This window comes from Rhodocista pekingensis (assembly GCF_042665545.1).
Taxonomy (GTDB): Bacteria; Pseudomonadota; Alphaproteobacteria; order Azospirillales; family Azospirillaceae; genus Rhodocista; species Rhodocista pekingensis.
Genome location: NZ_JBHTCM010000016.1, coordinates 47,396 through 64,378, shown reverse-complemented (window position 1 = coordinate 64,378; position 16,983 = coordinate 47,396). Strand labels below are relative to the sequence as shown.

Below are 16,983 nucleotides of genomic sequence, written 5' to 3'. Positions count from 1 at the left end.
CGCCCCTTGTGCCCCACGCATGCCCCCGGCGTCCACTTCACCGAGCCCACCGTGCCAGAGGAGGAAGCATAACGGTTTGCTAAACCGTCATACGAGGACTGGCCGCGGCCAGTCCGCGCGGGTGGTCCGGCGAAGGCGACTGGAGGCTGGCCCGCCCCGGCGAAAGGGCCTATCACCCAGGGGAGAAGGGAAGGAAGGGAACCGGTATGGCCATCCATATCGCGGGCGATTTCGCCCTCCGCCGCATGCGCCCGGATGATGCGCCGGGGCTGCTGGCCGTATGCAGCGACCCGGTGGTGATGCGCCATGTCGGCGACGGGACCGTGCTCACCTCGACCCAGGTGGAGAACTGGATCGCCAACAGCGCGGGCAACTATTCCCGCGTCGGCTATGGCAGCTTCATCGTGGCGGACCCGGTGGACGACCGGGTGATCGGCTGGGGCGGCTTCGTGCCGCCGGGCCGCGAGGCGCTGCCGGAGATCATCTACGGGCTGGCGCGCAACCGTTGGGGGCGCGGCATCGGCCGCCGGCTGGCCCGGGCACTGCTGGATTACGGCTTCCGCGAGCAGGGCTTCGCCCGGGTGCTGGCGACCGTGGATGCGGGCAACCACGCCTCCATCCGCATCCTGGAAGGTGCGGGGATGCGGCACGAGGCGACGAGCCTGGAATCCGGGGTGCCGGTCCGGCGCTACCTGCTGGAGCGCGGGGCCTGGCTGACCCCGCGCGCCCAGGCCAGCGCCTGACCGGACGGCTCAGCCGCCGCCGGGCCGGGCGTCCTTTCCGGCCCCGTCCTTCTGCGCCCCGTCCTTGCCCTTGCGTGACAGGTCCGCGGCGGGCGAGCCTTCGGGCTGGTCCTGGGTGACCTCCCACATCTCCAGCACGGTGCAGCGTTGCCCGTCGATGATCAGCGCGTCGCCGCCATAGCCACAGAGCTGGCTGCTGCGGGTGACGACGCCGATCGCCGTCTCATATTTCGGATCGCCGAAGCAGGCGCCGCTGAAGCGGACCAGATAGCGGTCGCGCACACCGCTGCGGATGATGACATGGCCGCGGTCGACCGGCTGCCAGTCGTCCACGTTCCGGGCCCAGGTGCAGGCGGCCTTGTCGCCCTTGACCCGGACCCCGGCGACCGTCTGGATTTCGCCGCCGGGCGGTCCGGCGGCCGGCTGGCCGGCATCGCCCGGCCGGGCCAGGGCGGCCCCGGACAGGAGAAGCGACAGGCAGACCGCCAGCACCGACAATCGGGCGCCCGGGGACAGCAGTGTTTTCATGGTGCCCTCACGACATCGTTCGAACACCCCCTCACGCGCCGGATCATAGAACGGGGCACCCCGTTTGGCGAGAACCACCAGGGCAGCGCAGGGCGGGCGTCAGGACGCGGCCGAGGCCGGCAGCATCAGGAGCCGCGGCGCCCGCGGGGGAAACCCGGCCGGTTCGGCCCCGTACCCCGTGCCGAGGCCGAGCCGGTGGCGGAGCATCTCCCGGATGTCGTCCGCGACGAAGGGCTTGCGCACGAGCGGCAGGTCGGCCGTGATCTCGTCCATCCCCTCTTCCGGCACCCAGCCGGAGATCAGCACCACGTCCAGCTTGAGCTGGCGGCGGATCTGCCGCGCCGCGTCCAGCCCGTCGGTCCCCTTCGCCAGCCTGACATCCAGCAGCACGAGGTCGGGACGGAGATGGTCGGCCAGCGCCACCCCGCGCGGGCCGGTCGAGGCCAGCCCGACGACCCGGCAGCCCACCTGGGCCGCGAGATTGGACAGTTCCAGCGCCGTGAGCGCGTCGTCCTCGACGATCAGGACCGTCGGCTGCTCGGACATGGCGATACCTCCCGGAGGGTGTCAGCGGGGCGCGCGGAGGCGCGACCCCCAGACAACACGAGTCCCCCCGGAAACGGCCCGCCGAACGGCCTGGGCATTGGGTGGAGCACGGAAGGGGTGCCCCCCCGACGGCACGCACCCGTCCGCGCCGGGGCGGCGCGGACGGGGTGCTTCAGGCGCCGATCCCGCCCATCAGCAGGTATTTGATCTCCAGATACTCGTCGAGCCCGTACTTCGAGCCCTCGCGTCCCACCCCGCTCTCCTTCATGCCGCCGAACGGGGCCACCTCGGTGGAGATGATGCCCTCGTTGATGCCGACGATCCCGTATTCCAGCGCCTCCGCCACCCGCCAGACGCGGCCCAGGTCGCGGGCGTAGAAATAGGCGGCCAGGCCGTACTCGGTGGCGTTGGCGAGCCGGATCGCCTCCGCCTCGTCCTTGAAGCGGAACAGGGGGGCCACCGGCCCGAACGTCTCCTCCCGCGCCACCGCCATGGCCGGCGTCACATCGGCCAGCACGGTCGGCTCGAAGAAGCTGCCGCCGAGCGCGTGGCGCCGGCCGCCGGTGACGATCCGCGCGCCCTTCGACACGGCGTCGCGGATGTGCTCCTCCACCTTCTCCACGGCGGCCATGTCGATCAGGGGCCCCTGCGTCGCCCCTTCCTCCAGCCCGTTCGCCACCTTCAGCCCGCGCACGGCCTCGGCCAGTCTGGCCGCGAAGGCGTCGTAGACGCCGTCCTGCACCAGCAGGCGGTTGGCGCAGACGCAGGTCTGGCCGGTGTTGCGGTACTTGGAGGCGATGGCGCCCTGCACCGCCGCGTCCAGGTCGGCATCGTCGAACACGATGAAGGGGGCGTTGCCGCCCAGTTCCAGGCTCAGCTTCTTCACCGTGCCGGCGCACTGGGCCATCAGCGTCTTGCCGATCTCCGTGGAGCCGGTGAAGGACAGCTTGCGGACGACGGGATTGGCGGTGAACTCGCCGCCGATGGCGCCGGCCGAGCCGGTGAGGACGGAGAGAACCCCCGGCGGCACGCCCGCACGCTCCGCCAGCACGGCCATGGCGAGCGCGCTGAAGGGGGTGTAGCTGGCCGGCTTCACCACCATCGGACAGCCCGCCGCGAGCGCCGGGCCGGCCTTGCGGGTGATCATCGCGGCGGGGAAGTTCCAGGGCGTGATGGCCGCGGTGACGCCGACCGGCTCCTTGACGACGACGATGCGCGATCCCGGCCGGTGGGTCGGGATCACGTCGCCATAGACGCGCTTCGCCTCCTCCGCGAACCATTCCAGGAAGTTGGCGGCATAGACGATCTCGCCGCGGCTCTCGGCCAGGGGCTTGCCCTGCTCGGCCGTCATGATGCGCGCCAGATCCTCCTGGTGCGCCAGCATCAGCTCGTACCAGCGGCGCAGCACCTGCGCCCGCTCCTTCGCCGTCTTCGCCCGCCAGGCCGGCCAGGCACGCTCCGCCGCCGCAATGGCCCGGCGCGCCTCCTCCGCCCCCATGGCGGGCACGGTGCCCAGCGCGCTGCCGTCGGCGGGGTTGGTGACAGCGATGGTCTTGCCGGAGTCGGCACCGACCCACTGCCCGTCCAGGAAGCAGGCCTGCCGGAACAGGCCGGGGTCCGAAAGGCCCAGGCGGGCCGGAGTCTCTGTGGTCGCGCTGTCTCTCGTCACGCTGTCGGTCGTCGCGGTGGCCATGGCGTTCCTGTCCCGGCGGGGTCTTCTGGCGGCCGCCTCCGCTGGCGGCCTCTTCCACCGACCCTAACAGCCCGCGGCGCCGGATGGGAGCGGGTGCCCGGCCCCCGCGCGGCGAATTCCACCCGGCCCTGGTTCGGGGAGGCGCCCCCTCAGCCCTTGGCCTTCTCCTTCGCCGCCTTCTCCGCCTGCTTGCGGGTGCGGTAGGAGGCGGCCCAGGCTTCCTTGACCACCTGACGGGTGCGGCCGAAGGCCAGGGCATCCGCCGGCACCTCCGTCGTGATGACGGAGCCGCCGGCGATGAAGGCGCCGTCCCCGATGCGGAGCGGCGCCACCAGCGTGCTGTTGGAGCCGACGAAGACCCCGGCGCCGATGGCGGTGCGGTGTTTCAGGAAGCCGTCATAGTTGCAGGTGATGGTGCCGGCGCCGATGTTGCTCTTCGCCCCCACATCGGTGTCGCCCAGATAGGCCAGATGGTTGGCCTTGGCACCGGGGCCGACGCGGCTGCCCTTCACCTCGACGAAGTTGCCGATATGGGCGCCTTCCCCGATCTCGCTGCCGGGGCGCATGCGGGCGAAGGGGCCGACCACGGCGCCCTTGCGGATGGTGACGCCGGTCAGGTGGCAGAAGGGCAGGATCTCGACCCCATCCTCGACCGTGACGCCGGGACCGAAGACGACGTTCTGGCCCACGGTGACGTCGCGGCCCAGCCGCGTGTCGGCGGCGAACCAGACGGTGGCGGGATCGACCAGCGTCGCCCCGCCCGCCATGGCGGCGCTGCGCAGCCGGTCCTGCATGAGCCCCTCCAGCGCCGCCAGCTCGGCGCGGGAATTGACGCCCAGCGCCTCCTCCGTCGCCCCCTCCACCACGGCGCAGGTCCAGCCGAAGGCCCGCGCCACGGCGACCGCGTCGGTCAGGTAGTATTCGCCCTTGGCGTTGTCGTTGCCGATGCGCTCCATGACGGCGCGCAGCCGGCCGCCGTCGAGCGCCATCAGCCCGGCGTTGCACAGGCCCAGGGCCCGCTCCTCCGGCGTGGCGTCGAGATATTCCACGATGCGGGAAAGGCCGCCGTCGGCGTCCAGCACCAGCCGGCCATAGGCACCGGGATCGTCCGGACGCATGCCCAGGACGACGACGGCCGGATCGGTGCCAGCGGCCCCGACCGGGGTCCGCCGCGCCTCCGTCAGCCGCGCCAGCGTCTCCGACCGGATCAGCGGCGTGTCGCCGTAGAGCACCAGCACGTCGCCGTCGAAGCCCTCCAGCAGCGGCAGCGCCGCAGCCAGGGCGTCGGCCGTGCCCTGCTGGCGCTGCTGCACGACGGTCGGGTGCGGCGCCACGGCGGCGGCGACGCTGTCCATGCCGGGACCGACGACGACGACGATGCGCTCGGGTTCCAGGCTGGCGGCGGCGTCCACGACATGGCGCACCATGGGCACCCCGGCCAGGGGATGCAGCACCTTGGGCAGGTCGGATTTCATCCGCGTGCCTTTTCCGGCGGCCAGCACGACGCAGGCGAGACGGCGGTCGGTCATCCTGTTCTCCTCGTTCCCCGATCGGAGTGCGAAGGATGCGGACGTGCCTTCGCCCCCGCGGCCCCCTATCTTGCAGTCGGGCGGGGTCCCGCGAGGCTTGTGCCACAGGCCACCCTGTCCGCCAAATCCAACTTTCGCGCCGGTCCGCTTCCGGACCGGCCCGTTCCGAGAGGGTGTCGTTCGGATGAGAGCCCCGGCCCGGTTTCCCGCCCTGCTGTTCGATTTCGACGGCACCCTGATCGACAGCGCGCCGGAGATCGGCTCCGCGCTGAACGGCCTGCTGGCCGAGCGCGGCCGCCCGCCCGTGACGGAGGCGCAGGTCCGCCAGTTCGTCGGCGACGGCGCGGCGAAACTGGTCGAGCGCGGCTTCGCCGCCGGCGGCGACCCGCTGCCGGAAGAGGAGCTTCCCGGCGCCGTGCGCCGCTATCTCGCCCTCTATGCCGAGGTGCCGGCCGTGCCCGGCTCGGTCTATCCGGGCGTGCCGGAGACGCTGGAGCGGCTGGTCGCGGCGGGCCACCGGCTGGGGCTCTGCACCAACAAGCCGGAGGGCATCAGCCGCACCCTGCTGCGCGACCTGGGACTGGGGCCGCGATTCGCGGCCGTGGTCGGCGGCGACACCCTGCCCCGGCGCAAGCCCGCCCCCGACCCGCTGCTGCACGCGCTGGAGACGCTGGGCCATGGCGCCGACCGCGCCGTCATGGTGGGCGACAACGGCAACGACGTGAAGGCCGCCCGCGCCGCCGGGATGCCGGTCATCGCCGTCTCCTACGGTTATCCGCGGATGCCGGTGGTGGAGCTGGGCGCGGACCGGGTCATCGACCTGTTCGCGCATCTGCCGGAGGCCCTGGAGAGTCTGGTGGACTGAGCCGCGTTTTGCTTACGCGTCGCGCGCCGCCCCGGCCGGGGACCTGCGGGTCAGAGCGGCGGCAGTCCGACCGTATCCCCGGGTCCCATCCGCTCCAGCCCGGACAGGTGGATCATCACCGTGCCCAGGGGACTCGACGCCTGCAACCGCACCGGCACCGGCGGCCCCTCCGGCACCGGCCGGCCGACCCAGAAGACGGGCGTGGTGTCGCGCGCCCGACGGGCATCGTCGTCCCGGTCGCGCCGCTGCGCCTGCCGCTCCTTCCAGCGCCCGGCCAGCGGCTTGAACTCGATGGCGCAGGCCACCGCCTCACCGGCAAAACTGGAGATGTCGTTGGCCGGAAGGGTCTCCCGGCCACGGTCGGCGAAGACGAGATCGTAACGCTGGCGCCCGTCATAGACGGGGACCGCCCCGCCGCAGCCCCGCCCCTCCGCCACCGACTCCAGGGCGGCGACGATGGCGGTCATGGGATCGACGGTCGCCGGCCGGAGATGCTCGGGCACGGGCTCCCGGTCCTCCTCCGGCGGCGGCTCGACCAGGGCCAGCCGGGGCGTGCCGTCCTCATACTCCAGGACCGTGTTGCGCGCCTTGCTCCGCCAGACGCTGAGGGCGCGGTACTCCTGCGGCCGGGGCAGCCCCGCTCCGTCCAGGCGGCCGTGCGAGGTGATGTCCGCCCGCCAGTCCGCGACCCGTCCGAGGAAGCCGTCGGTCGCCGCCCGCATGCCGATCCGGTAGCTGTCCCGCACCAGGGACAGATGCGCTTCGGCATCCATGACGTGAATGCCCCCGACATGGACCGCGTAGGAGAGCCGGTAGCCGCCTCCCGGTCCGGCCGCAGCCGGATCGTCCGCCACGGCCGGCAGGGCGGTCAGCGGAAGGGCCAGAAGCATGGCCAGGGCGGAAACGGCGGCGGCGCGAAGCGGACGCATGCGGAACCTCCCGGTGGCGATGCCACGAAGATGATGCCAGGAAGATAGGGCCCCGGACGGTGCCTGCAACGGCGCATCCGGGGCGTCCGGCGAGGATTGACGGGAACGCCTGCGATAAGTGGTTGACAGCCCCCGTTCGCCCGCCCTATATCACCGGCCCACGACGGATGGGCGCGTAGCTCAGCGGGAGAGCATCGCCTTCACACGGCGGGGGTCGTAGGTTCAATCCCTACCGCGCCCACCATCCGTCCCCTTCTCCTGACAATCCGGTTTCCACAGCATCCGCTCAGGACGTCGCCTGGCGTGCCGCAACGTCGGTGCGGTCCGGCGTCTCCACCGCGACGCTGCGGGGCGGCTGGTCGCCCTGACCCGGCAGCAACGGCCCCCGGCCCGTCGCCGGTCCGGTGCCGCCGCGCGGCGCGCTGGGCACGGCATAGCGGTCGTTCAGGCGGCGCACCTCGGCGGACACCTCGGCATGGATCTCGCGCAGGCGCTTGTCCGTGGCCGGCCCCCAGCCGACGGGCGTGCTGCGCGGGATCAGGGGCAGCCGCGTCGCCTCCTGGAACGCCTCGCGCACCGACAGTCCGAAGGCGCCCAGCTTCGCCGGCAACGACCGGGCGATGCGGGACGCCGCGGCGCGGGCGGTGACCACCCGCACGGCCAGCACCAGCAGCAGCACGGCCACGATGGCGATGTAGGGCCACGGCTCCTCCGCCAGAAGGCCGATGCCCCCCGCCCCGATGGCTGCGGCGATGACGGCGACGATGCCGACGACCAGGGCCGCCAGCGTGGCGGTGCCGGTGGCCTGGCGCCAGCGGCGCAGGGCATCGGTGATGCGCGGCACGGCCTCCTCCCGCACGTCCTTGGCGACCGCCTCAAGCCCGCTGGCGATGCGGTAGCCGCGGACGGAGGGGATCTGCTGGATGCGCAGCCGGATCTCCGCCATGTCGCGGCGGCTGATCTCCTGAAGGCGGGGATGCACCTCGGCGCTGCCGGCGGCGCGGTCGCTGTAGATCGCGTAGAAGCGGCCGCCGGTGATGCCGACCCCGGCCAGCGCCCGCTGCCAGGCGCCCACCACCTCTTCCAGATTGTCCTCGCGCGCCGTGGCGTCGATCTGGTTCAGCACGAACAGGAACTTGTTCGCATCCGGCCGGTCCCTGATGCGCGCCACCAGCTTGTCCAGCGTGTCGCGCATCACCCCCGGCTCGGGCTTGCGCGCGTCGAAGACGACCAGCGCGAGGTCGGAGAGGTCGAGGATATGGTCGATCAGGCGCAGGGTGGAGGCGCGGTACTCGTCGCTGTCGAAGCCCGGGCTGTCCACCAGGATCAGGCCCCGGATCTCCTCCGCCGGCACGGTCTTCAGGGCCAGGAAGCGGTCCACCATCTTGCCCTCGCCGGGCACCACCTTCTCGATCTCCGCCCCCATCTGGTGGAAGGGGAAGCGCGGGTCCACGTCCAGCGCCGTGCCCGGCAATTCGCGCAGCTCGTTGCCGTGGCAGATCACGGTGAACTTGTCGTCCACCGCCTGATTGCCCGTCCGCTGCACCGGCTGGCCCAGGAAGTCGTTGAGGATCGTGGATTTGCCGGCGGAATAGAGGCCGACGGCCGAAATCACCGGCCACCAGCCGATGCGGTTCGTCAGCGTCTCCTCCGGGCCGATCAGGCGCAGGCGCCGCAGCACGGCATCCATACGGCTGTAGGTTTCGACCAGGGGCACCAGGTCCGGATTCTCGGCCTTCAGATGATCCCGAAGGCTGTCGATGCGCGCGTCCGCGGCGGTGCGTGCCATCAGTTCGGTTCCCCCATCAGTTCGGTTCCGGTCGTATCGGTTTCCACCCGCTGCTTGAACGCCCGGGGCGCGGGTTCGTGCCGTGGACCGGATGAGCAAAACGCGCAGGCCGGGAGAGGCCCCGCGAAGGCAAGGGGCCGGAACCGCCCGACCCGTGCGGGTGTTGCTGCCCCGTGTCGGCGTTGCGCCGTAACCCGAAGGGGGAGACCCAGATGGAAATCCTGTGGACCCTGATCATCGGCCTGCTGGCCGGGATCGTCGCCAAGTTCCTGATGCCCGGCCGCGATCCCGGCGGGTTCATCATCACCACGCTGCTGGGGATCGCCGGCGCCTTCGCCGCCACCTATCTGGGACAGGCGATCGGCTGGTACAGGGCCGGCGAAGGGGCCGGCTTCATCGGCGCCGTGGTCGGCGCCATCATCCTGCTGGCCGTCTACCGCATGGTCGCCGGACGGCGCAGCACGACAGTCTGAGCCGGTCCGACCCGATACGGCATCCTGCGTGCCAGTTCCTGCGTTTCAGCCGCCGTCCGGGGTTTCCGGCCTGGCGCCGATCTGGCGTGACCGCCACTGCCAGGGCGGTTCCACCCGGCCGGCCCACATGCCCCGGCGGCGGCTGATCGCCTGGGCCTCGATCGCGGCATAGTCCTGGGCGATGCGGCGGTAGGACAGGGCCCAGCCGGCATTCACCATCATGCCCGCCAGATCGCGCCCCTCCACCTTGCAGACGCCCAGCTTGCCGGTGCCAACGCTGGGTTTGATCTCGCAGGTCACGTCGCGCCCGCCGATCAGGCGCTCCAGCGCGACCGACGACAGCGCGAAACAGTCATAGCTCTGGCTGCGGACATTCTCGCAGGTCTGGCCACGGTCGGGGGCGTCGATCCCGAACAGCCGGATCTCCGTGCCGTTGACGTTGATGGTATCGCCCTCGACCACCTTCGCCGGACCGGCCACCGTCTCGGCCCGCGCCAGCCCGGAGGCCAGCACTCCGCCCAGCAGCGCCCCGCCCAGCAGCGCCAGCACCGCCCTTGTGCGCCGTCCTGTCATAGCAGCCGCGGCTCCCGTTCTCCGTCACCACCCCCGTCAGGCCCGTCTCTGCCCGCCCCTTCTGCGCCCGCCCCGTCTTCCGACAAGGGGCGGATGCAGGCCGCATCGTCGTTGCGCACGGCATTGACCCGCGGGGACACCGGCATGGCCCGCAACAGATCGTCCGCCGCCGGGCGCAGCAAGGCCAGCGCCTGCGCGACCGGCGTCACCGGGTCCAGCCAACGGTCGCGGTCCCCCTCGGCCAGGATCACGGGCATGCGCCCGTGCAGCGGCCGCAGGGTGGCGTTCGCCTCCGTCGTGATGATCGTCGCCGTCAGCAGCGGCGGGTCCAGCGGCGGCTCCCCCTTCGGACCGCGCCAGCTCTCCCACAGGCCCGCGAAGGCCAGGACCCCGCCGTCGCGCCGGTGGATGTAGTGCGGCTGCTTCCGCCCGCCCACGGACGACCATTCATAGAAGCCGTCCGCCGGGATCAGGCAGCGCCGATGCTTCAGCGCCTCACGGAAGGCGGGCTTTTCCGCCAGCGTGTCGGCGCGGGCATTGATCAGGCGGGCGCCGATGCCGGCCTCCTTCGCCCAGAAGGGCACCAGCCCCCAGCGCATGGGGACGAGCTGGGCCGCGGGCCGCGGCTCCGCTCCCGCGCCGGCAGCCCCATCGCCGCTCATACCGTCGCCGTTCACCCCGTCGCCGTCCTCCGCCGCGGGCGGGCGGGCGCGGATGACGGCGATCTCCTGTGTCGGCGCCACGTTCCAGCGCGGCGCGAGGTTGGGGCGGTCGGGCACGCCGAACAGCCGGGCCAGCTCGGCCACCGGGGTGGCCATGACGAAGCGTCCGCACATGGCCGCGATCCTACCAGCCCGCCTGCCGCCCGGCCAGCCGCGGTGGGCCCCGTCAAATCTCTGGACATGCCGGCGGCGCTGGTGATGCTCGGGGGTCTGCCCGCCGCCGCCCGGCAGCGGGAGCCGTTGCAGGCCGTTCCTTGACAGGCTGACCCGATCGTGACGACAGACGTTTCCTCCGTTGCCCCGCTGCTCGGCCCCGTCCGCGCCCTCGCCGAGGAGGCCGGCCGGGCCATCCTGGAGGTCTACCGGCGCCGGACGGGCGCAGAGGCCGGGGCGGGCACCGGGGACGCGGGAGCCTGGGCCACCGCCACCTGGAAGGCCGACGGCAGCCCGGTCACGGCCGCCGACAAGGCGGCGGAAGCGGCGATCCTGCCGGCGCTGCGGCGGCTCACGCCCGGCATCCCCGTGGTCTCGGAAGAGGCGTTCGCCGCCGGCGACATCCCCGCCGTGGCCGGCAGCTTCTGGCTGGTCGATCCGCTGGACGGCACGAAGGAGTTCCTGCGCGGCAACGGGGAGTTCACGGTCAACATCGCCCTGGTGCGGGACGGCGCGCCCGTGCTGGGCGTCGTGCATGCCCCGGTCGGAGGCGCGACCTATGCCGCGGCCGGGCCGGGCACGGCCGTGCGCAGCCTGCCCGGGCAGCCGGATACCCCGCTCGCCGTCCGGCCGCCCCCGGCAGAGGGGCTGACGGTGCTGCATTCCCGTTCCCATGCCGATCTGGCGGCCCTGGCCCGCTGCCTGGACCGCCATGCCGTGCGGGAGAAGCTGGTCCTGGGCAGTTCGCTGAAGTTCTGCCGCATCGCGGAAGGGGTAGCCGACCTGTACCCCCGGCTGGGCGGGACGATGGAATGGGACACCGCCGCCGGCCATGCCGTGCTGGCGGCGGCCGGCGGCCGGGTGGAGACCCTGGACGGGAAGCCCCTGGCCTACGGCAAGACGGGCTTCGCCAACCCGCATTTCCTGGCCCGCGGCGGCTGACCCGGAAATGTCGCGGACACAATTGCAACATTCTGTGACGGGACGGACATTCATTTACCGCTTTTGATACAGGACTTGGACACACTCTCGAAACCTTGGCTTAAGACATTACGGCTACTGTCCTCACAGGGACGAACAATGGTGGCCGTCATGCAGACCGCTCAGCTCGACAAGGATCTTCCGACGCCGTTCGGCCGGGTGACCACCGCGCTGATCTGGGTCGTTCTGCTCGCCCTCGCCTGGTCGCTGCCGGTGCTGGACTATGTCCGCACGACGCAGGAGCGGCAGAAGGTCGAGTCCGGCTTCTACTACACGCCGAAGATGCCGGCCGAATGGTACGTGCAGCGCAGCGAGCCCTGACCCGGCACGGCCGCGCCCGCCAGTGGAACGGAAACGGCCGGGCCGCTTGACGCGACCGGCGCGGCGCCCATCTCCCCCGGATGACGGACGACCTTCCTGAGACCCTCTGTGATGCCGCCCTGCGGGTGCTGACCGTGTCCGCCCCGGCGGAGAAGGTGCGGCTGACCCGCCGTTTCGCCGCCGCCTGGCGGGAGGGGCGGATCGGGACGCTCGGGTCTGCGCCCCCGCCCGCGCGCCCGGCCCGGCCGGAGCGCCCGGTCCTGCTGCCCCCGCGGGAGATGCCGCCGCGGCGCAAGGCGCAGAGCGTGGCCGGGCGGATCGCCCTGCTGCACGCCCTGGCCCACATCGAGCTGAACGCCATCGACCTCGCCTGGGACATCGTCGCCCGCTTCCATGCGCTGCCGGACGGCAGCCCCCTGCCCCGTTCCTTCCGTGACGACTGGGTGGGCGTGGCCGACGACGAGGCGAAGCACCATGCCCTGCTGGCGGAGCGGCTGGCCGCCCTGGGCGCCGCCTATGGCGATCTGCCGGCCCATGACGGGCTGTGGCAGGCGGCGGAGGCGACGGCGGGCGACCTGCCCGCCCGGCTCGCCATCGTGCCGATGGTGCTGGAGGCGCGCGGCCTGGACGTCACCCCCGCCATGGTGGAGAGCCTGCGCCGCGCTGGCGACGATGCCTCCGCCGACGTGCTGCGGATCATCCATGACGAGGAGATCGGCCATGTCGCCGCCGGGCGGCGCTGGTTCGGGGCCTGCGCCGCCGCCCTGGGGCGCGACCCGCAGGCGTTCTGGCAGGAGCTGGTGCGGCGGCAGTTCGGCGCCGGACTGAAGCGGCCCTTCAACAAGCCGAGCCGGACCCGCGCCGACTTCCCCGCCGACTGGTACGAGCCCCTGGCGGCGGACTGAGCGGTCCCCGGTTCCGGCCGGCTGATACCGAACAGAAACATTACGGGTATTGGGGCATCGGCGCACGTTCGTTACCATCCCTGCGCCGCGCGGTCCGCGGGCCCCCGTTCCAACAGAAGACCAAGGTATCAGATGGCCATCCGCTCCTCCGCCCGTGCCCTGCTGGCCGGCGCCGCCCTGTCCGTCCTGTTCGCCTTCTCGCCGGGCCTGCCCGCCTACGCCGGGACCGGGGACACGCCCGCGGCAACGGCCGGCGTGCAGAAGACCGCCGAGGACGCGAAGCTGGACGCCTTCCTGGAGGATGCCTGGAACCGGGTGCTGGCGCGCAACCCCGACCTGCGGGTGCAGCTCGGCATGAAGGACACGGAGGGGCGCTGGACCCCGGTGTCCGATGCCTTCAGCGAGGAGAACGAGAAGATCGCCCGGGGCGATCTGGAGCGGCTGCGCAAGGAGATCGACCGCGACGCGCTCTCCCGCCAGGGCCGGCTGAACTACGACCTGTTCACCTATGTCATGGAGGACGGGCTGTCCTATGCGCCCTTCCGCTATGACAGCTACGCCTTCACCCGGCTCGACGGCGGCCACATCGCCATGCCGTCCTTCCTCATCAGCACGCTCCAGGTGCAGGACAAGGCGGACGCCGAGTCCTACATCCGCCGCCTGCGCGGCATCGGGCAGGTCCTCGCCGACATGGAGGCGGCGGCGCGTGTCCGGCTTGAGCGGGGCATCGCCCCGCCGGCCTTCAACTTCCCCTCCATCGTCTCGGCCTCGCGCGCCGTGGCGGCCGGCAAGCCCTTCGACGACGGCCCGAACGAGAGCCCGCTGTGGCTGGACATCCGGGCCAAGGTCGGCGCGCTCTCCATCGACGAGGCCGAGAAGACCCGCCTGATCGCGGAAGCCGAGAAGGCCCTGCGCGAGGATGTCGGACCCGCCTACCGCCGGTTCGCCGACGCGATCGAGGCGATGGGCGCCAAGGTCAAGGAGAACAACGGCATCTGGGCCCTGCCCAAGGGGGCGGAGCTGTACCGCGTCGCCGTCCGCTCCAGCACGACGGTGGACATGGACCCGGCCGCCATCCACGAGCTGGGCCTGAAGGAGGTCGCCCGCATCCAGGACGAGATGCGCGCGATCATGCGCAAGGTGGCCTTCAAGGGCGATCTGAAGGCCTTCTTCGAGTATCTGAAGACGGACCCGCAGTTCTTCTATCCCGACACCGAGGAAGGCCAGAAGGCCTACATGGCCCGCGCCACCGAGGTGATCGGCCGGATGGAGGCGCAGCTCGGCCGCTATTTCGGGGTGCTGCCGAAGGCCCGGATGGAGGTGCGCGCGGTCGAGAAGTTCCGCGAGGAATCCTCGCCCGGCGCCTTCTACCAGCAGCCCTCCCTGGACGGCAGCCGGCCCGGCATCTTCTACGCCAACATGGCGGACATGAAGGCGCTGCCGAAGTGGGACCTGGAAACCCTCGCCTATCACGAGGGCATCCCCGGCCATCACATGCAGATCGCCATCGCGCAGGAGCTTGAGGGCGTGCCCGCCTTCCGGCGCATCTGGAACACCTCCGCCTATGCCGAGGGCTGGGCGCTCTATGCCGAGCACCTGGGCAAGGAGATGGGCTTCTTCGAGGACCCCTATTCGGACGCCGGCCGCCTGGGGGCGGAGCTGTTCCGCGCCGTGCGCCTGGTCGTCGATACCGGCCTGCACACCAAGAAGTGGACCCGCGAGCAGGCCATCGCCTACATGAACGAGAACACCCCCAACGCGGAGATCGACAATACCCGCGAGGTGGAGCGTTACATGAACTGGCCGGGCCAGGCGCTCAGCTACAAGATCGGCATGCTGGAGATCCAGCGGCTGCGGGCCAAGGCGGAAGCCGCGCTGGGCGACCGTTTCGACATCCGCGGCTTCCACGACACCGTGCTGGCCAACGGCGCCGTGCCGCTGCCGCTGCTCCAGCAGCTCGTGGATGCCTGGGTCGCCAGCCGGGCCAAGGGCTGACCGGCGGGTCCGGCCTGGGGGACACGCCTGGGGCGGACATGAAAAAGGCGGCGGTCCCGCGGGGGGCCGCCGCCTTTCTTCGTCTGGAGCCCGGAGGGTCAGTGCGGGAGGTCAGCCCTCCTCGCCGTCCGCGTGGCCCTTGATGCGCTGGGCCAGGGCGGCCTGGAGGAAGCGGTCCAGGTCGCCGTCCAGCACGCCGCCGGAGTCGCTGGTCTCCACCCCGGTGCGCAGGTCCTTGACCATCTGGTAGGGTTGCAGGACGTAGGAGCGGATCTGGTGACCCCAGCCGATCTCCGTCTTGGTCGCCTCCAGGGCCGCGGCCGCTTCCTCGCGCTTGCGCAGTTCCATCTCGTAGATGCGGGCCCGCAGCATGTCCCAGGCCTTGGCCCGGTTCTTGTGCTGGCTGCGCTCCTGCTGGCAGGCCACGACGATGCCGGTCGGCAGGTGGGTCAGGCGCACCGCCGAGTCGGTCTTGTTGACGTGCTGCCCGCCGGCGCCGGACGAGCGGTAGGTGTCCACCTTCACGTCCTTCTCGTTGATCTCGACGACGATCTTGTCGTCGATCACAGGCGTGACCGAGACGGAGGCGAAGCTGGTGTGCCGACGCGCCTGGCTGTCGAACGGGCTGATGCGGACCAGGCGGTGGACGCCGGACTCCGTCTTCAGCCAGCCATAGCCGTTGTGGCCCTTGATCTGGATGGTGGCGGACTTGATGCCGGCCTCTTCGCCCGGCGTCTCGTCCAGCTCATCGACCTTGTAGCCGTGCTGCTCGGCCCAGCGGGTGTACATGCGCAGCAGCATGAGCGCCCAGTCCTGGGACTCCGTGCCGCCGGCGCCGGAGTTCACCTCCAGGAAGCAGTCGTTGGCGTCGGCCTCGCCGGAGAGCAGGCTCTCCAGCTCCATCTTGGCCGCCCGGTCCTTCAGCGCGGCGATCGTCTTCTCGGCCTCGGCGACCATCTCGGCATCGCCTTCGGCCTCGGCCATCTCGATCAGCTCCAGGCTGTCACGCAGGTCGCGCTCCAGTTCCTTGGTGCCGGTCAGCGCGTTTTCGAGCTGGGTCTTCTCCCGCATCAGCTTCTGGGCACGATCGGGATCGTTCCAGAGGTTCGGGTCTTCGGTCAGTGCGGTCAGTTCGTCGAGGCGGAAAAGGGATTTATCCCAGTCAAAGATGCCTCCTCAGCAGCGCCAAGGACTGGTTCACAGCCTCGGCGACCGCTTGGATCTCGGCCCGCATGGGGGTCTCCTGTCACCAATGGTCCAATCAGGGGGCCTTAGATAGCGTGCCCCGCCCGGGATTTGAACCCCCGGCACCCGCGGCGGCCGGAAAAAGGGAGCCGGAAAAGAGAAGAGCGCGGCGCCACGACGGCGCCACGCCCTCCCCCGTCCGCCTGAAACCAGGGATCAGAAGCGGTAGCCGAAGCCCACGCCGATGATCCACGGATCGAGATCGACATCCGCCTTGATGCGGCTGGGCAGGCCGGCGTCGATGGAGACGTCGGTGCTCAGCCACAGCTTCTTGACGTCCAGGTTCAGCACCCAGCGCTCGGTCAGCGCGAAGTCCACGCCGGCCTGAAGCGCGAAGCCGAAGCTGTTGTCATAGTCGATGTCGCGCGCAGCGCCCTCATCGACATTGTAGAAGATGGTGTAGTTGACGCCCAGGCCGATATAGGGGCTGACCTGACCCTTGGGATTGAAGTGGTACTGCGCGGTCAGGGTCGGCGGCAGCAGCCAGACATCGCCCAGATCGACCTTGGCGCCCAGCGGCGTGCCGGTGGCGTTGACGTTGTGCGGGGTCGTGCCGAGGATCAGCTCGATACCGACATTGTCATTGAGGAAATAGGTGAAATCGAGTTCGGGGACGAAGTGGTTGCCGACATTCGCCTTGCCGGGGATGCCGGTGCCGGCGAGGGACAGCGAGCTGGACTCGTCCGGCACGACGTAGATCCCGCGGGCACGCACCAGCAGGTCACCGGCCTGCTTGGCCGAAGCGGCGGGCACACCGGCGAGCAACGCGACGGCCGCGCAGGACGCCGCGGTAATGGCCAATCCTCTCATACTCAGCTCTCCTTTGCCGGGGGGCCGCCGGACGACGCAGCGCGCCCCTCTCCCTTGGTTATCTTTTACAAGGAAAGCGTTAGGCCGCCCCCCCTGGGGCGGCCCTGACCTGGATCAATTCCAAGATATACCCAAGCGTATAGGTCGGTCACCGCCAGCCCCCCGCGGAAGCCCGGGCGGACC

The 16,983-nt window shown here is 71.1% G+C and carries 17 protein-coding genes and 1 tRNA gene; 8 read left to right on the top strand and 10 right to left on the bottom strand.

Translation table 11 applies throughout. From position 1 onward, the window contains the following. Positions 1–206 precede the first annotated feature (206 nt). Entirely contained in the window at positions 207–743 is a 537-nt protein-coding gene (locus tag ACFQPS_RS15030) for a GNAT family N-acetyltransferase (RefSeq protein ID WP_377360038.1), read from the top strand. 9 nt (positions 744–752) lie between these two features. On the opposite strand, the gene ACFQPS_RS15025 is transcribed toward ACFQPS_RS15030, so the two are convergent. From ACFQPS_RS15025 to glmU, 4 genes are all read right to left on the bottom strand, one after another. Beyond that, positions 753–1,271: a DUF6491 family protein gene (locus tag ACFQPS_RS15025; protein WP_377360037.1), complete on the bottom strand. Its 519-nt coding sequence runs from the start codon at positions 1,269–1,271 to the stop codon at positions 753–755. A 99-nt stretch (positions 1,272–1,370) separates the two neighbouring features. Continuing rightward, positions 1,371–1,817 (bottom strand): response regulator, encoded by a 447-nt coding sequence (locus tag ACFQPS_RS15020; RefSeq protein WP_377360036.1) that lies wholly within the window; start codon positions 1,815–1,817, stop codon positions 1,371–1,373. A gap of 172 nt (positions 1,818–1,989) precedes the next feature. After that, on the bottom strand, positions 1,990–3,510 hold the full coding sequence (gene gabD, locus ACFQPS_RS15015) for an NADP-dependent succinate-semialdehyde dehydrogenase (protein ID WP_377360035.1): 1,521 nt from the start codon (positions 3,508–3,510) through the stop codon (positions 1,990–1,992). Between the two features lie 149 nt (positions 3,511–3,659). Beyond that, positions 3,660–5,039, bottom strand: a complete 1,380-nt coding sequence (glmU, locus tag ACFQPS_RS15010) for a bifunctional UDP-N-acetylglucosamine diphosphorylase/glucosamine-1-phosphate N-acetyltransferase GlmU (RefSeq protein WP_377360034.1) — start codon at positions 5,037–5,039, stop codon at positions 3,660–3,662. 184 nt (positions 5,040–5,223) lie between these two features. Between glmU and gph the strand changes: the two genes are divergently transcribed. Further along, a complete protein-coding gene (gene gph / locus ACFQPS_RS15005; protein WP_377360033.1) occupies positions 5,224–5,904 on the top strand; it encodes a phosphoglycolate phosphatase in 681 nt (226 codons plus the stop codon). Positions 5,905–5,954: 50 nt separating this feature from the next. Here gph and ACFQPS_RS15000 read toward each other — a convergent pair whose 3' ends face one another. Next, positions 5,955–6,833: a DUF3108 domain-containing protein gene (locus ACFQPS_RS15000; RefSeq protein ID WP_377360032.1), complete on the bottom strand. Its 879-nt coding sequence runs from the start codon at positions 6,831–6,833 to the stop codon at positions 5,955–5,957. 169 nt (positions 6,834–7,002) lie between these two features. On the opposite strand from ACFQPS_RS15000, the gene ACFQPS_RS14995 reads away from it, so the two are divergent. Further along, a tRNA-Val gene (locus ACFQPS_RS14995) sits at positions 7,003–7,077 on the top strand. A 42-nt stretch (positions 7,078–7,119) separates the two neighbouring features. Here the strand turns inward: ACFQPS_RS14995 and ACFQPS_RS14990 are convergent. Continuing rightward, positions 7,120–8,622 carry a dynamin family protein gene (locus ACFQPS_RS14990; protein ID WP_377360031.1) on the bottom strand — a complete coding sequence of 501 codons (1,503 nt, stop codon included), beginning with the start codon at positions 8,620–8,622 and terminating at the stop codon, positions 7,120–7,122. 212 nt (positions 8,623–8,834) lie between these two features. On the opposite strand from ACFQPS_RS14990, the gene ACFQPS_RS14985 reads away from it, so the two are divergent. Beyond that, positions 8,835–9,095 carry a GlsB/YeaQ/YmgE family stress response membrane protein gene (locus tag ACFQPS_RS14985; RefSeq protein ID WP_377360030.1) on the top strand — a complete coding sequence of 87 codons (261 nt, stop codon included), beginning with the start codon at positions 8,835–8,837 and terminating at the stop codon, positions 9,093–9,095. Between the two features lie 45 nt (positions 9,096–9,140). Here ACFQPS_RS14985 and ACFQPS_RS14980 read toward each other — a convergent pair whose 3' ends face one another. Together ACFQPS_RS14980 and ACFQPS_RS14975 are read right to left on the bottom strand one after the other, a co-directional pair. Then, positions 9,141–9,668: a thermonuclease family protein gene (locus tag ACFQPS_RS14980; protein ID WP_377360029.1), complete on the bottom strand. Its 528-nt coding sequence runs from the start codon at positions 9,666–9,668 to the stop codon at positions 9,141–9,143. After that, entirely contained in the window at positions 9,665–10,504 is an 840-nt protein-coding gene (locus ACFQPS_RS14975; protein ID WP_377360028.1) for an SOS response-associated peptidase, read from the bottom strand. Before ACFQPS_RS14975 ends, ACFQPS_RS14980 begins: the two co-directional genes overlap by 4 nt. A gap of 159 nt (positions 10,505–10,663) precedes the next feature. On the opposite strand from ACFQPS_RS14975, the gene cysQ reads away from it, so the two are divergent. From cysQ to ACFQPS_RS14955, 4 genes are all read left to right on the top strand, one after another. Beyond that, complete coding sequence (gene cysQ / locus ACFQPS_RS14970; protein WP_377360027.1) at positions 10,664–11,485, top strand: 3'(2'),5'-bisphosphate nucleotidase CysQ; 822 nt, start codon at positions 10,664–10,666, stop codon at positions 11,483–11,485. A 150-nt stretch (positions 11,486–11,635) separates the two neighbouring features. Continuing rightward, on the top strand, positions 11,636–11,845 hold the full coding sequence (locus ACFQPS_RS14965) for a hypothetical protein (RefSeq protein ID WP_377360026.1): 210 nt from the start codon (positions 11,636–11,638) through the stop codon (positions 11,843–11,845). A gap of 80 nt (positions 11,846–11,925) precedes the next feature. Continuing rightward, a complete protein-coding gene (locus tag ACFQPS_RS14960) occupies positions 11,926–12,750 on the top strand; it encodes a ferritin-like domain-containing protein (RefSeq protein ID WP_377360025.1) in 825 nt (274 codons plus the stop codon). A 132-nt stretch (positions 12,751–12,882) separates the two neighbouring features. Then, positions 12,883–14,745, top strand: coding sequence for a DUF885 domain-containing protein (locus tag ACFQPS_RS14955; protein WP_377360024.1), 1,863 nt, complete (start codon positions 12,883–12,885; stop codon positions 14,743–14,745). Positions 14,746–14,856: 111 nt separating this feature from the next. Here ACFQPS_RS14955 and prfB read toward each other — a convergent pair. Continuing rightward, positions 14,857–15,979 (bottom strand): peptide chain release factor 2 gene (gene prfB / locus ACFQPS_RS14950; RefSeq protein ID WP_377360023.1). Its coding sequence is split into 2 segments (ribosomal slippage): positions 14,857–15,909 and positions 15,911–15,979, totalling 1,122 coding nucleotides; the frame shifts between segments, so codons are not numbered across the junction. Between the two features lie 167 nt (positions 15,980–16,146). After that, positions 16,147–16,800 carry an OmpW/AlkL family protein gene (locus tag ACFQPS_RS14945; RefSeq protein ID WP_377360022.1) on the bottom strand — a complete coding sequence of 218 codons (654 nt, stop codon included), beginning with the start codon at positions 16,798–16,800 and terminating at the stop codon, positions 16,147–16,149. Positions 16,801–16,983: the final 183 nt, after the last annotated feature.

Bases quoted from the DNA above. Each gene is read 5' to 3' on its own strand.
- ACFQPS_RS14945 (WP_377360022.1), bottom strand. From the start codon at position 16,800: ATGAGAGGATTGGCCATTACCGCGGCGTCCTGCGCGGCCGTCGCGTTG.
- ACFQPS_RS14965 (WP_377360026.1), top strand. From the start codon at position 11,636: ATGCAGACCGCTCAGCTCGACAAGGATCTTCCGACGCCGTTCGGCCGG.
- ACFQPS_RS15025 (WP_377360037.1), bottom strand. From the start codon at position 1,271: ATGAAAACACTGCTGTCCCCGGGCGCCCGATTGTCGGTGCTGGCGGTC.
- ACFQPS_RS14980 (WP_377360029.1), bottom strand. From the start codon at position 9,668: ATGACAGGACGGCGCACAAGGGCGGTGCTGGCGCTGCTGGGCGGGGCG.
- ACFQPS_RS14955 (WP_377360024.1), top strand. From the start codon at position 12,883: ATGGCCATCCGCTCCTCCGCCCGTGCCCTGCTGGCCGGCGCCGCCCTG.
- ACFQPS_RS15020 (WP_377360036.1), bottom strand. From the start codon at position 1,817: ATGTCCGAGCAGCCGACGGTCCTGATCGTCGAGGACGACGCGCTCACG.
- glmU (WP_377360034.1), bottom strand. From the start codon at position 5,039: ATGACCGACCGCCGTCTCGCCTGCGTCGTGCTGGCCGCCGGAAAAGGC.
- ACFQPS_RS14960 (WP_377360025.1), top strand. From the start codon at position 11,926: ATGACGGACGACCTTCCTGAGACCCTCTGTGATGCCGCCCTGCGGGTG.
- ACFQPS_RS14985 (WP_377360030.1), top strand. From the start codon at position 8,835: ATGGAAATCCTGTGGACCCTGATCATCGGCCTGCTGGCCGGGATCGTC.
- ACFQPS_RS15030 (WP_377360038.1), top strand. From the start codon at position 207: ATGGCCATCCATATCGCGGGCGATTTCGCCCTCCGCCGCATGCGCCCG.
- gph (WP_377360033.1), top strand. From the start codon at position 5,224: ATGAGAGCCCCGGCCCGGTTTCCCGCCCTGCTGTTCGATTTCGACGGC.
- ACFQPS_RS14975 (WP_377360028.1), bottom strand. From the start codon at position 10,504: ATGTGCGGACGCTTCGTCATGGCCACCCCGGTGGCCGAGCTGGCCCGG.
- gabD (WP_377360035.1), bottom strand. From the start codon at position 3,510: ATGGCCACCGCGACGACCGACAGCGTGACGAGAGACAGCGCGACCACA.
- ACFQPS_RS14990 (WP_377360031.1), bottom strand. From the start codon at position 8,622: ATGGCACGCACCGCCGCGGACGCGCGCATCGACAGCCTTCGGGATCAT.
- ACFQPS_RS15000 (WP_377360032.1), bottom strand. From the start codon at position 6,833: ATGCGTCCGCTTCGCGCCGCCGCCGTTTCCGCCCTGGCCATGCTTCTG.